Below are 13561 nucleotides of genomic sequence, written 5' to 3'. Positions count from 1 at the left end.
CCTTTTACTATCGTAATAGTCTTACATACAATGAAGTTGTAATCCTCGTAATGCTTTATTTACATTTTCATCTAATGTTTCAAAGAATGTAGTGATTTTGCTGTTGTGTTTGTTGTTATCAATAAGTAATCTTTCATTTAATAAAAGCTCACCACGTAGGCCAAAACTTTGAACTTGAATATTTAGCTCATCTTCATTTTCAGAAATGATTGGTAAGAAATAGTGAAAAGCTTTTGTTGGAATGATGTAGCTTTTGCCAATCATGCTTTCTTGATTTGAATTAATCCATTTTTTCGTGACAATTTTAATATTCTTTTTTGAAACGATAAAAGATAGTGTTGTAGATTTTGTTAAACTTACGTCAAATTCACTTGTTTCACATATTTGTAAATTAAAAACGGTTTCATTTTGATGAGATTCAACATTTGTATTAATAAAATCGTGCATTTTATATGCTTCCATTTCGTATTCACCCTTTTTTCAATTTCGAAAAACGACTTATATTTATTCAAATTAATGCTTAGTCATATATTGGTTAAATTTTTCAACAAATTCCGATATAATCTTACAATACGTATATGAAGCTAATATGAAGTTAGCATGAGTTTGTGATGGTTTTTTATTGAGAACAAAATAAGAGAGCTTTTTTAGTGCTAAAAAATGGATAAAATCTGCATGTTATTAATGCGTCTTTTCGCTATTTCGAATTGAAAAATGATTTTTACTATTTAATAAAGAACGAAAATCATTAGTGTGACCCTTACAAAAATGTAATAAAAATGTAAGCTATTGTGATAGTTATTTCGACAATTTTTTTATACAATAATAGTAAGAAGTTGTACGTGATTGAAAGGAGAGATGACATGGAATGGATTCATGAATTATTTCAGCAATACGGGTATTATGTTGTACTTGTCGGTTTGCTATTAGAATATATTGCACTTCCGTTTCCGGGAGAGCCAACATTAGCATATGCGGGATTTTTAGCACATAAGGGTGATTTAAGTTTACCGATTTTAATCATTCTATCCTTTATTGGGACAAGTGTAGGAATGACGATTCAATACTTTTTAGGAAATAAATTAGGTATGCCTTTCATTCAAAAGTATGGGAAATACGTATTTTTAACACAAAGAAAAATTGACTTAACGAGAATGTGGTTTGATAAGTATGGGTACTTCCTAATTTTTATTGGTTTCTTTATTCCTGGTGTACGTCATTTCACAGGATACTTTGCAGGAATTATTAATTTACCATTCCGTCGTTTTGCCATTACAATTTATTCAGGCGCTCTATTTTGGGTATCATTCTTCTTAATCGGTGGTTACTGGTTAGGTGGAAACTTACATGATATCTTTGGAGTGCTAGAAGGTCATATCGGTAAAATCATTTTTGGAGTTATTGTGATTGTAGCGGTTACGTTGGGTATTCGTTTCCGTAAGCAGTTAAAACGAGTATTACTACAAAACGCAAGTTAATATGAAATCCATTCTATGTCAGAATTTAGGAAGGTAGTGCAAAAGCACTGCCTTTTTTATTTTATTTTTAAGACTATGTTTAATGCACATTTTACATTCTTTATAGGAATTTGATACAGGATAAGAAATAAGTATTTTGTCAATTATTATAGTCGTAATGACAATTATAATTGACAAATATAAGGATATTATTTACAATTTTAATTAAATAAATGAAAAAGAGGGAAGACATGAAGCTTCAAAATCGAGTGAGGGAATTGCGAGCAAAGCATCGTTTATCACAAGGGGATTTAGGGAAAGCGATTGGATCATCACGGCAAACGATTAGTTTAATTGAGCGTGGGGATTATGCACCATCTATCGTATTGTCGTTAAAAATCGCACAAATTTTCAATGTACCGGTGGAGGAAATATTTACGTTAGTAGAGGGGGAAGAGGACGATGAAGAGTAAGCGAAAAAAACAATTTGATTCTGTGGGGAAAATAGCATTAAGTATGATAGGAGGATTTTTAACGTCTTATATAGCTTTAAATTTACTCTCGGATGAACCGAGAAAATTATCATCCAATACATTTATAGGTATATGTACTATTTTTGGAATTTTAATGATGTACTATACTTGGAAGAATACACGTATGTTAGCAGAGGCACGCGATGAAGAAGAGAGCGTACAAGGCAGAAAATTAGGCATTATAAGTATATATTTACGTGTAGGTGATATAGTTACGCAGGCATGGTTTGTATATGCAGTTATTACATGTAGACGTGCACTGTTGCAGGATACAGATGTTTCATTTGCGGTGTGGAATTTAGTAGCTTCTATTGCTTGTTTAACTACAGTAGTAATTATCGGACTCATAACAAAAAATCGTTATAATAAGCTATATCCTGAACAAGGTGTAACGTATATGGAATCTATGAAAATGTGGACGAAAAATGCAGATGAAGGATTAAAGCACATTGTGCATGAGGCTGGATATAAAGCATATGAATTTACGAATACAATATTGGCATATGTATGGTGGGCTGCCGTTATATATACAGCTGCTAGTAATATCGATTTTGTATTAATTGGCCTAATCTCATTTATTTGGATATTGCATCTCGGGAAGTTCATGTACGAAATGCAGAGGAAAATGATTTATTAAGGGGAGAAAAAGGTGGATATTTTAAGAAGGCCAGCTGGCTCAATGACAGTGGCGTTAATTCTGTCCATTTTATACGGAGTAATCCGAACTGGGAAATTAGAAGTAATTTTGAACCTATGGGCAATAGTTGGAATTTCATTGTTAGTGTTAGCCATTCATGAGCTAGGACATGTAGTATTTGGTGTAATAGGTGGTTTAACATTTAAATTTATGACAGTAGGACCCATTACTATTCAAAAAGAAAAGGGAAAATTACGCATTCGAGAAAATAAATTATGGGCGTACTTTGGAGGCGTTGCAACACTAGTACCAACTTCTATAGAGACACCGAATCTTTCGAAAAAATGGGCGTGGCTCACTTTAGGTGGACCAATTACGAGTTTACTGTTTGGTATTACTTCCGGTTACATATACATGGTGAGTTATTATCAATATCTTTTATATTTTTCCTTTTTCCATTTTGCAATCTTTGCGGTTACAATTGTGCCGATAAAAGGAACGCTTATGAGTGATGGGATGCAATTTCTTATTTTAATTAAAGATGATGAAAGAGCTAGAAATCATTTATATGAGATTCAAATATCGAGTGAGTTATTTAGTTATAAAAGACCGAAAGATTGGGATGAAAGATTAGTAGAATTGAGTGAGGAGAAAATAAAAGAGAATAAAGGGATAAGAGAGATAATGAGTAGACTTATGCTTGTCTTTTTTGCTCGTGCAGATCAAGAGGGAATGGAAAGAGCGATACCGTATATAGAACGAATTGTTCAACTACCTGTAACGAAAGAAAATAAGTTTTTCGTTAGTAGTTTTCATAGTTGGTATCTTTTATATAAAGCCCTTTATCAGATGGATAGTCTTTCTTTGCAAGAAGCAAAGGAACATGCAAAGGCTATTACAAAAATGGACCTAAGTGGATATTACCGTACACAAGGAATTATCAAATATTTAGAGAATGATCTAGAAGCTTCCCATACTTATATGAAGAAAGCTGATAAAGAATTGGAGAGCGCCGAGAAGAGTGAGATGGGATATTTACAATTAGAAAGAGAATGGTTTGAGCAGTTGAAGGTGAGGGTATCTTACGATGGGTGAGGTATCCTCTTTTTTATATGTCATCTTATGCCGTTCCATAAATAGCCCGGGGCGAGTAAAATGAGATAAGAAGAGCAAAGCTTGGAGGAAGTAGATATGGAAATTTTATCAATTATTTTGATAGTCTTGCTCATTTATGTTGTTTTTAAAGTGGCATATGTAGCATTAAAGATACTCGCGATCCTATTAATTATCTTTTTAATCGTAGAGTTCGGCAGTAAGTTGCTTGGGGGATAGGGTATGTGGTGTGTTTCGAGTGTCGAAGGTTGTCGTTAAATCGATATCTTGTGTTGAACCGTTGATATAATGAAAAAATCGTTGATATAAGTGGAGAAATGATCGATATATTTGAAAAATCGTTGATATATTTTAGTGAATACGAAGTGGGGTATGTGGAAAAGAAGTTGCCGTTGGGTAGCTTCTTTTTATTGTAGTGGCAGGGTATAGAGCATAAATAGGTTGCCGAAAATTGCCGGTAAGTCGATATCCTGTGTCGAACGGTCGATATAATGAAAAAATCGCTGATATAAGTGGAGAAATCGCCGATATATATGGAGAATCGCTGATATAATCCGGTTGGTACTGGATGGGGTATGTGAGAAAGAAGTTGCCGTGAGGGTAACTTCTTTTTATCGTGATGCGGGGATATGCAAAACAATATAAAAAGCTGGAAGAGTATCTTCCAGCTTAAGAGTTACTTTCAATTTGACGACCGCTATCTTCTTCAGTGTCTTGTAATAGGTTGAATACGTCTGCTAGGCAGAATGCAATGAACCAAGTCCATAGACCGTGGAAGAAAGCTGAGCTTAATTGAAGTGGTAATGTATAGTTTGTCATTGAGTAGGAAATACATCCACCAACGATTCCAATCATTGTTAATAACATTGTTTTTTGAGCATTTTCTTCTGGATTGAAGAGGAAGTAAATGTATCCGCCTAGAATTGAAGCGCTTACAAGTGTTTCAATTCCGTTAAAGATGATATTCTCTCCAAGCTGAGTGTTTGTCCAGAAGCAGATTGCTCCGCCGATAATAGCAAACAGGACAGCTATTGTATATCGTATATATTGATTCATATGTTCATCTCCCTATGTAATAAGATGATTTGGAAGTCAAAAAGGTAGGTATAGTATATTGAAGTGAGTTTTAATTGTACGTATCTTTTTATAAAAAGATCATTGAAGAGTAACTAAGATGATCGGTTATTTAAACCGTTACGTGTATGGTGTCTGAAATATACCCGACTGCTCGTTTCTTTTTGCTTGTAAAATAAGAGAAACTTCCAAGTCTATATACTCTTTTTTTGTGAGTCTGCTTTCATTATAACACATTTAGGGACATAATAATAGAATTATCTGATTTTGTAATAAGTGTAAAAAATAAAAAGCGTAAGGAAATACAATTAACGGTGCAGTTTAGTGGAAGAAGGATTTTAATTTATTATGATGAAATATGTAATCAAGGTGAGATCTAAGAATGAGGCTTAAATACTATAAAAAATGTTTTATAGCATGAATGTAAGGGAGGAGAGCTAACTTGGAGTTCACAACAGAAAGATTAATAATTAGACCTTTTAAGAGTACTGATTTACAGGATGTATTTGCTATTTATAATAGTGATGATACATGTAAGTTCCTATTACATAATAAGTGGACTCATGAAGACATGCAGAAAAGATTTAATAAGAAGCTAGCAAATAATGTACTTACTAAAGAAACAATATTAAGTTTGGCAGTTATATACAAAACTAAAGTAGTTGGTGATTTATCAGTATGGTACACAAATATGAAAGACACTGTTGAGATTGGTTATAGTTTTGCAAATGAAGTAGCTGGGAGAGGTTTGGCAACAGAAGCAGTAAGTAGTTTGGTATTGAAATTATTTAATGAATGTAATGTACATCGTATACAGGCTAATCTTGATGCACGTAATACAGCTTCACAAAAATTGTGTGAACGAATAGGCATGAGAAAGGAAGCCCATTTCATACAAGATTTTTGGAATAAAGAGGAATGGACAGATAGTATTGTATATGGAATGCTATCCTCCGATTTGTAGTAATAAACTTAGTGATTTTATTATGCTAAAAGGTACGTTAGTTGAATAACAAAGGGCATAACATATTAGTCATATATAATATGTTATGCCCTTTAATTTATTAACCGGTTTTATATGCGTTTGAAACGGCCGACAATTTCAACTGTTTCAGTAATGTTCATAAATGCTTTGTTATCCACTTGACGGATAATACGTTTCATTTCGCCTAACTCATAGCGAGTCACGACAGTGTAAATCATTTTTTTCTTATGGTTTGTATAGCCGCCGACAGCGTCTACCATTGTCACCCCGCGTATGCCGTGATGTAGTAGTGCGCTTTTTATTTCCTCGCCTTTTTCTGTAATAGTCATTATCGTTAATTTAATATGTTTCGTATGCACAGCGTCGATAACTTTGCTGACTACAAATCGACTAATTAACGTATAAAGTGTAATATCCCATCCGAAAATAAAACCTGCTGCTACAAGTAAGATTAAGTTGAATACAAATATGATTGCTCCAATTGAAACATCTCGGTATTTCGCTACAATCAATCCAACAACATCAAAACCACCTGTTGAAGAAGCAAATCGGAATATAATTCCTGAAGCTGCTCCGCAGATAACACCACCGAATACAGAAGAAAGTAAAATATCGTCTGAAACTTGGTGTACCGGGATAATGTTCATCGCTAACGATGATACAGCTACAAAGTACGCTGTTAAAAAGGTTGTCTTCTTTCCTAAGTAAAAGTGACTTAAAATAAGAAGAGGAATGTTTAGTAAAAAGATAAGTGCACCGATATTGTAGTGCATTAAATAACCGATAATCATCCCTACACCAGCGAATCCACCGCTAATCATATTATGCGGGATAAAAAACATATTCATAGAAATTGCATACAAAATAGAAGCTATAAAAATAACAACCAACTGTATCATAAATTCTAAGTGAAATGTTTTAGCTGCTGGGAAGGATAAAAAGGCGGTGTCGGGAACGTAATCGGCGTCTCCTAGTTGACCCATAGTATGTTTCATCTCCATATTCATTTTTGATTACAAGAAGAGAATAAAGGTTTTTTCAAAAACTGGCAATAGTTTTATTATAATGCAAAAATTTTATAAATTTCTAATAAATCAAGCCTATTCATTGATGTGTGTGAATATGCTAAAGAAAGCGAATACAACGTTTCTTAATTATTGTTTTCTTGAGAAAATATGCAAAATACTTTTTTTGAAAATAAAAGGAAATAGAGAATATTTGCTCGATGTGCTAAAATGACCTTATTAAGGATGTGAAGCGATGGAATTTTTATTGCAGGATGCAATTCTATATATATCGTTTGTAACGACAGCACTTTGTTTATTAGAAGTTTTCTTCCTTACTAATGTTTCTCGCTTTGTGCGTCAACAAGCATCAAGCGGTAGACAAAGAGCTTTTGCGTTAGTTGATACATGTGAAGATAGTGCGGGAAATGTACCGCTATTTTCAATTTTTTATAAATATGGAATGATTCGTTCCGTACGCAGACAAGAATCAAGTGAAGAGAATGATGAGGTTGGTCCGTATACACCAATGTTTCGCTAAATAATTACGAAACATTGGAGGAATGAACATGTTAAAATCATACCGAGCTGCGCTCATTAGTTTATCAGTAGTACTTGTTTTTGTTTTATCTGGCTGCAGTAATGCAGGCACAATTGATTCACATAGTACGGGAATATGGAACCATTATTTCGTATATCCAATCTCGTATATGATTCAATTTGTTGCTCATCATATACCGGGAGCTAGCTTCGGGGTTGCTATCATTATTATGACGCTCGTTATTCGTTCAGCCATGATTCCATTAGCTGTTTCGCAATATCGCAGCCAAGCGAAAATGAAGAAAATGCAACCTGAATTGCAGAAGCTAAAGAAAAAATACGGTGATGTAAGCAAAGACCTTGAAAAACAAAAGCAGTATCAAAAAGAAATGTCAGAACTAATGAAATCAGGCGGTTGGAATCCACTTGCTGGTTGCTGGCCAATTTTTATACAAATGCCGATTTTCTCTGCTTTGTATTATGCGATTAGCAGAACGGAAGAGATTCGCACATCTTCGTTTTTATGGGTGAACCTAGGACATGCAGATCCATATCATATATTACCGATTATTGCAGCGTTAACGACATTTATTCAGATGAAAGTTTTCCAATCGAATATTACACCTGGAGAACAAGTACAGATGCTAAAGATGCAGCAAATTATGATGCCAGCAATGATTCTATTTATGGGGTTTGCGGCGCCATCAGGACTTGTGTTGTATTGGATAACAGGTAACTTATTTACAATGACACAAACAATTGTATTAAGAAAAATAATGGAACGTGAAGAGTTACAATTACAAAAAGCATAGAGAAACACCGCTCATTACGAGCGGTGTTTTTTATTTGAATCGTTAAGGAAATTTTAAGAAACCAATATTACTATTGGCGTTGTATACGAAAGTGTACATGCTTTAGAAATATGAAGGAGGAAATTTCCTATGAAGAAGAAAACAGTTGGTTATTTAGCGATTGCAGGTGCTTTATCATTCGGAATCATTGGAGGAGTCGGTGTTCCGGCATTCGCGGCAACAAATACTCCAACAGCTGAGCAAGCGACAAAAACAGCGAAAAAAGATTTAGATGCCGCTACAAAACAAAAAGTAAAAACGATTATGGACGATACAAAGAAACAGTTACAGGAGCTAGGTGTAAAGCTTCCAGAAAAAGAAAAACGTAAAGAAATGTTTGCGGGATTAGATGAACAGGCGAAAGAAAAAGCGAAGTCGATTTTAGAGCAAGAAAAGTCTGGAAAATTAACACGAGAACAAGCAAAAGAGGAATTAACAAAGTTAGGCGTAAAAATGCCGGAGAAAGGTAAGCGTGGAGACATGTTTGCTAACTTAGATGAACAGGCGAAAGAGAAAGCGAAGTCGATTTTAGAGCAAAAGAAATCTGGAAAATTAACGCATGAGCAAGCAAAAGAGGAATTAACAAAGCTAGGCGTGAAAATGCCGGAGAAAGGTAAACATGGAGACATGTTTGCTAACTTAGATGAACAGGCAAAAGAAAAAGCAAAGTCAATTTTAGAGCAAAAGAAATCTGGAAAATTAACGCATGAGCAAGCAAAAGAAGAATTAACAAAATTAGGTGTGAAACTTCCAGAGAAAGAGAAGCATGAAGATATATTTGCAGGATTAGATGAGGCAACAAAAACAAAAGCAAAAGCGATTTTAGACAATGAAAAGAAACAATTAGAGGCATTGAATGTTGATTTACCGCACCATAAGTTTTTTATGAAAAAAGATGAGAAATAATTGAATGAAGTCGTATCTTTCGTGTGGGCAACCGAAAGATACGTGAGAGGACCGATTTCTGTTAGCAGAAATCGGTCCCTTTTAATGATTTAATAAAATTTTTTTCATTGTTAGTATGTATCCGAAGACGCAGTAGAAGATTGCAAAACCGATAAACACTTCCGTATATTGATATTTACCCAATACGTAGAAGGAAACAGCTGGTATAATAGCTACCGCTAAAATGCTATAACCAGGATACTTGTGCCGATGCATGATAGCGAATAGAACAGAGAGAAACGTAGCGATGATACAAAAGACAGCAATCATTATTGGTGCACCTCCTAAATGGATTATACCATTTTTAGGGAAATAGAGAAGTTTTGTATCTTCTGTTATAATATAAGAAGATAAATATTTCCTATGTTATATAAAAATATATTGATTTTTTCTAACAATTCAATATAATGAACAATAACTACAAAATTCGACATCAAGAAGTGATGATGAGGACACGATCAATTTTTTACGATTTCCAGAGAGGGAAGCCTTTGGCTGCGAGCTTCCTAATACGGAAAAATGGATTACCACCTCTGAACTGCAGCAGTGAACGAGCATCTAGTAATTGCTTGCCGGCAAAAACCGTTATTTAGACTTGAGAAATTGGTGAAGTGTGTTACTTTACGAATTGAAACAAGGGTGGAACCACGAATACAACACTCGTCCCTTTTTTAGGGAGGAGTGTTTTTTTATTTCATTTTTGCATCACACTAGGATTGGAAGGAGGATACGCAGCATGCATCATGATGAGAAGAACAAAATTGGTTTAACAGTAGCACTTTCTATCGTAGTAGGAACGATTATTGGATCTGGTGTGTTTATGAAACCAGGGAGCGTATTAGATTACTCGGGGAGTTCTAATATGGCCATTCTTGCTTGGGTAATTGGTGGTCTGTTGACGCTAGCAAGTGGTTTAACAGTTGCTGAAATTGGAGCGCAAATCCCGAAAAATGGTGGGTTGTATACGTATTTAGAGGAGATTTACGGAAGTTTTTTGGGATATTTATCAGGTTGGATGCAAACAATTGTTTATGGACCTGCTATTATCGGAACATTAGGTTTATACTTTAGTTCTTTAATGATTAATTTTTTCTATTTAGATAAAGTGTGGAATTTACCAATCGCAATTGGAACGGTTGTGTTCCTTGGCGTTGTAAATAGTATGGGAACAAAATACGGAGGTATCGTTCAAACAATCACGACAATTGGGAAGATGATTCCGATTGTGTTAATTGTTGTGCTAGGTTTCTGGAAAGGGAATAGCGATATTTTTAACGTAGTTGTGCCGATATCGGAAAATCAAAGTATCGGTATGGCAATTTTAGCAACGTTATTTGCTTATGACGGCTGGATTTTACTTGCTTCGATTGGTGGAGAAATGAAGAATCCAACAAAGTTATTACCGAAAGCAATGACAGTAGGGATTTTAATCGTAACGGCTGCTTACGTATTAATTAACTTGGCATTATTAAATGTATTACCAGCAGCGAAAATTGTAGACCTTGGAGAAAATGCAACAGCGACAGCTGCAGGCATGTTACTTGGAGAATATGGCGGAAAAATTATTAGTATCGGTATTATCGTTTCTATTTTCGGCTGTTTAAATGGAAAGATTTTAACGTTCCCACGTATCCCAATGTCTATGGCAGAGCGTGGACAACTTCCATTTTCTAAGTTTATTGCAAAGGAAAGTCCGAGATTTAAAACACCAGCAAATGCGATTACTGTTGAAATCATTTTAGGAATTATTTTAATGATTATTAGTGATCCAAATAAGCTGTCTGAGATTTCCGTATTCATTATTTATATTTTCTATGTAATGACGTTTATTGGTGTCTTCATTTTAAGAAAACGTAATAAGAATAAAGAGCGTGCATATAGTGTACCGTTATTCCCAATCGTACCAATCGTAGCGATTTTAGGTTCGTTCTTTGTAATTGGTAGTGCGATTATTAACGATCCAGTAAGTTGTTTCTTATCGATTGGAATTGTATTTACGGGACTTCCGGTGTATTGGTGTTTAAATAAGAAGAAAGAAACAGAATGATGAAAAGGTAGGCGTATTATACGCCTACCTTTTTTACTGTAAAAAAATTGTACTTGCGTCTATTTTCTGTTTTGGTTACTATAGTCGTAGTAACCAAAACAGAAAGCGTGGGGAAAGACTTGAATTTTCGTGTTTATATTTTAGCTATCGCGGCTTTTGTAGTCGGAACGGTTGAGCTAATTATAGGAGGAACGCTCGATTTAGTTGCCAATGATTTAGGAGTATCTATTAGTGCAGCTGGTCAGCTTATAACAATATTTTCGGTAGTATTTGCTTTGTCAGGTCCAGTTTTATTAGCTTTGACAGGGAAGTTTGAAAGAAAAACATTGTATGTTGGAGCATTATCGATTTTCTTAATCGGAAATATTATTTCGGCATTTAGTGTGAATTACGGAATGCTGATGTTCTCAAGGGTTATTTGTGCGGCGAGTGGTTCATTAATTATTGCACTATCGGTAACACTTGCTTCTAGTGTAGTAGAACCGCATTTTCGTGCGCGTGCAATTGGAATCATTTTTATGGGAATTAGTGGATCACTTGTGCTTGGAGTACCGCTTGGTCTTGTACTCGGAAATGCATACGGATGGCGTGCACCATTTGTATTAATTTCGGTATTAACAGTTATGGCAATTGCTTGTATTTCATTATTCTTAACGAAAGTACCACCGACATCGGTATTATCAATAAAAGAACAACTTGCTACTTTAAAAGATAAAAAAATTGTAAGTGCACAGTTAACATCATTTTTGTTTTTAACAGGGCATTTAACATTGTATGCATATTTAACACCGTTTTTAAAAGATGTCATGCATGTTGAAGCAAACTGGATTAGTGTGTTTTACTTTATTTTCGGAATCGCAGCAGTAATTGGTGGCGGCTTTGGTGGCTGGCTTGCTGATAAATGGGGATCGAAAAAAAGTATTATTTCCATCATTATCGTATTTGCGTGTGCAATATTCATACTGCCATTAATGACATTCTCATTCCCGCTCTTCATCATTATGATGGGACTTTGGAGTATGCTGAGCTGGGCGATTTCACCAGCGCAACAAAACTATTTAATTGAAATTGCACCAGAATCAGCTGGTATTCAGCAAAGTTTAAATAACTCTGCCCTTCACTTAGGAATTGCACTTGGTTCAACAGTAGGCGGAGTTGTTATCGAAAAATCATCTGTTATATATAATGCTTGGGTAGGCGGTGGCTTTATTGTATTAGCACTGCTTTGCGCGATTTTCTCGATTACGAGAGGACGCTCTACTCAGTTCGTGAAAGAAGAATCTATCGTTTGATAGGTTCTTTTTTTATTTGTAAAAAATTGCAGGTTTTAGTAGAAAGGTGGAGAATTTATATGTAGCGAGGTGATGTATATGTATACGAATTTTTCAATTATTGGTCTTCTAATTTCAATGCTCCCTTTGTTTCTTATTATTCTTGCACTTAGATGGGTTCGTTTCATCTATAAAAATTCAGAGAAACAGGTAGAGCAAAATGAGAAAATCATTGAGCTGTTGATGGAGATAAAGGAACAAAACGAAAAGGAGTCTAAGTGAAAAACTAGACTCCTTTTTATTATTTAATTAGTATCTTAATTTCATTAACAAACTCTTAATTTCCTCATCTTCCATAAAGAGGTCATGGTGTTTCTGGGTAATCTTTGCAAGTGCAACGTCATGATAGAAAAATTCTGTAAAGAACTTTACGAAAGGTTGTGACATTGTTTTCATCGCTTGCCATGACTCTTGTTCTACGCCAGCAAATAAAATTTCACGATCGTCAACGATGAGTAGCAAGTAGCGCTCTAATGCATTAGGTTCTTCAGCTGGGATTAGAAAATGCATGTTTTCTAAGTCTGTTTCTACTTCTCCAACAATAAGGGATTCAATTTGAACACCTTGTTTTGCTTTTTGTTCTAGTAAAGGAAGATATTCTAAAAGAGTATCATTCCAAGCTGAAATAAGGATTGATTCTTTTGCACTTTCAATGAGTTCTTTACTTTGAACTCGAATAGAAGATTGCATCTTTAAGCTCCACACACGGTCATCTGTAAATGATTTTTTTGATATATTTGTTTCCAGTTCTTTAATATTTGATTGGAATTCTGTCGTTAATTTTTCAATTGCTAGCTTTAGTGGTAATGCTGTATACAGTTTTTTCTTTTCTGAAACAGAATCCATTACCATTCCTTTATCGATTAGGCGTGCTAGCACTTCATATATTTTTGCTTTTGGAACACCTGAATGCTTCACAATCGTTGTAGCATCTAATGGTTCATTGCTTGATACGACAACTTCGTAAGCTTGGCTTTCATATTGTGAGAAACCGAATTTTTGTAACATAGTTACCTCCGAACGAATGAGATTATATTTTAAGGA

General features: G+C 34.7%; 17 protein-coding genes and 1 other annotated feature. Of the genes, 12 read left to right on the top strand and 5 right to left on the bottom strand.

Annotated features, from left to right (window positions below; genetic code table 11):
• Positions 1-21: 21 nt before the first annotated feature.
• A complete protein-coding gene (locus MHB52_RS25980) occupies positions 22-462 on the bottom strand; it encodes a DUF3978 family protein (protein WP_000388768.1) in 441 nt (146 codons plus the stop codon).
• Positions 463-863: 401 nt separating this feature from the next.
• Here MHB52_RS25980 and MHB52_RS25975 point away from each other — a divergent pair, with 401 nt between their 5' ends.
• The 5 genes from MHB52_RS25975 to MHB52_RS25955 all read left to right on the top strand — a co-directional run bounded on the left by MHB52_RS25975 (position 864) and on the right by MHB52_RS25955 (position 3959).
• Entirely contained in the window at positions 864-1478 is a 615-nt protein-coding gene (locus MHB52_RS25975; RefSeq protein WP_000454754.1) for a DedA family protein, read from the top strand.
• Between the two features lie 230 nt (positions 1479-1708).
• The gene (locus tag MHB52_RS25970; RefSeq protein ID WP_000776168.1) at positions 1709-1930 is read left to right on the top strand and encodes a helix-turn-helix transcriptional regulator; all 222 of its coding nucleotides are present in this window, start codon (positions 1709-1711) and stop codon (positions 1928-1930) included.
• Positions 1920-2627 carry a DUF3169 family protein gene (locus tag MHB52_RS25965; RefSeq protein ID WP_000837710.1) on the top strand — a complete coding sequence of 236 codons (708 nt, stop codon included), beginning with the start codon at positions 1920-1922 and terminating at the stop codon, positions 2625-2627. The genes MHB52_RS25970 and MHB52_RS25965 overlap by 11 nt, the downstream gene beginning before the upstream one ends.
• 42 nt (positions 2628-2669) lie before the next feature.
• Complete coding sequence (locus tag MHB52_RS25960) at positions 2670-3722, top strand: cytochrome c oxidase subunit II (RefSeq protein ID WP_044795035.1); 1053 nt, start codon at positions 2670-2672, stop codon at positions 3720-3722.
• 96 nt (positions 3723-3818) lie between these two features.
• A complete protein-coding gene (locus MHB52_RS25955; RefSeq protein ID WP_000404758.1) occupies positions 3819-3959 on the top strand; it encodes a DUF3985 family protein in 141 nt (46 codons plus the stop codon).
• A gap of 450 nt (positions 3960-4409) precedes the next feature.
• Here the strand turns inward: MHB52_RS25955 and MHB52_RS25950 are convergent, their stop codons facing one another.
• Complete coding sequence (locus tag MHB52_RS25950; protein WP_001077763.1) at positions 4410-4796, bottom strand: DUF3938 domain-containing protein; 387 nt, start codon at positions 4794-4796, stop codon at positions 4410-4412.
• Positions 4797-5256: 460 nt separating this feature from the next.
• Between MHB52_RS25950 and MHB52_RS25945 the strand changes: the two genes are divergently transcribed.
• A complete protein-coding gene (locus MHB52_RS25945; protein ID WP_016118849.1) occupies positions 5257-5778 on the top strand; it encodes a GNAT family N-acetyltransferase in 522 nt (173 codons plus the stop codon).
• A gap of 110 nt (positions 5779-5888) precedes the next feature.
• Here MHB52_RS25945 and MHB52_RS25940 read toward each other — a convergent pair whose 3' ends face one another.
• Positions 5889-6782 (bottom strand): YitT family protein, encoded by an 894-nt coding sequence (locus MHB52_RS25940; RefSeq protein WP_000530044.1) that lies wholly within the window; start codon positions 6780-6782, stop codon positions 5889-5891.
• A gap of 277 nt (positions 6783-7059) precedes the next feature.
• On the opposite strand from MHB52_RS25940, the gene MHB52_RS25935 reads away from it, so the two are divergent.
• The 3 genes from MHB52_RS25935 to MHB52_RS25925 all read left to right on the top strand — a co-directional run bounded on the left by MHB52_RS25935 (position 7060) and on the right by MHB52_RS25925 (position 9100).
• Positions 7060-7344, top strand: coding sequence for a hypothetical protein (locus MHB52_RS25935; protein WP_000394936.1), 285 nt, complete (start codon positions 7060-7062; stop codon positions 7342-7344).
• A 28-nt stretch (positions 7345-7372) separates the two neighbouring features.
• Complete coding sequence (locus MHB52_RS25930) at positions 7373-8155, top strand: membrane protein insertase YidC (protein WP_000920519.1); 783 nt, start codon at positions 7373-7375, stop codon at positions 8153-8155.
• Positions 8156-8284: 129 nt separating this feature from the next.
• Positions 8285-9100: a hypothetical protein gene (locus tag MHB52_RS25925; RefSeq protein ID WP_000730878.1), complete on the top strand. Its 816-nt coding sequence runs from the start codon at positions 8285-8287 to the stop codon at positions 9098-9100.
• 81 nt (positions 9101-9181) lie between these two features.
• Here MHB52_RS25925 and MHB52_RS25920 read toward each other — a convergent pair whose 3' ends face one another.
• Positions 9182-9409 (bottom strand): hypothetical protein, encoded by a 228-nt coding sequence (locus MHB52_RS25920; protein WP_000562238.1) that lies wholly within the window; start codon positions 9407-9409, stop codon positions 9182-9184.
• A gap of 164 nt (positions 9410-9573) precedes the next feature.
• Positions 9574-9810, top strand: a binding site (T-box leader).
• Positions 9811-9875: 65 nt separating this feature from the next.
• Here MHB52_RS25920 and MHB52_RS25915 point away from each other — a divergent pair.
• The 3 genes from MHB52_RS25915 (at position 9876) to MHB52_RS25905 (ending at position 12739) form a co-directional block, all read left to right on the top strand.
• Complete coding sequence (locus MHB52_RS25915) at positions 9876-11186, top strand: APC family permease (RefSeq protein WP_000546303.1); 1311 nt, start codon at positions 9876-9878, stop codon at positions 11184-11186.
• A gap of 107 nt (positions 11187-11293) precedes the next feature.
• Positions 11294-12478 carry an MFS transporter gene (locus MHB52_RS25910; RefSeq protein ID WP_002001400.1) on the top strand — a complete coding sequence of 395 codons (1185 nt, stop codon included), beginning with the start codon at positions 11294-11296 and terminating at the stop codon, positions 12476-12478.
• Between the two features lie 78 nt (positions 12479-12556).
• Positions 12557-12739 carry a hypothetical protein gene (locus MHB52_RS25905; RefSeq protein WP_000288473.1) on the top strand — a complete coding sequence of 61 codons (183 nt, stop codon included), beginning with the start codon at positions 12557-12559 and terminating at the stop codon, positions 12737-12739.
• Between the two features lie 27 nt (positions 12740-12766).
• On the opposite strand, the gene MHB52_RS25900 is transcribed toward MHB52_RS25905, so the two are convergent.
• Positions 12767-13525 (bottom strand): TrmB family transcriptional regulator, encoded by a 759-nt coding sequence (locus MHB52_RS25900; RefSeq protein WP_061663181.1) that lies wholly within the window; start codon positions 13523-13525, stop codon positions 12767-12769.
• Between the last annotated feature and the right edge of the window lie 36 nt (positions 13526-13561).

The organism is Bacillus sp. FSL K6-0073, from assembly GCF_038006085.1.
GTDB lineage: Bacteria > Bacillota > Bacilli > Bacillales > Bacillaceae_G > Bacillus_A > Bacillus_A cereus.
The sequence above is the reverse complement of the archived record's forward strand: the minus strand, read 5'-3'. Positions and strand labels throughout refer to the sequence as shown.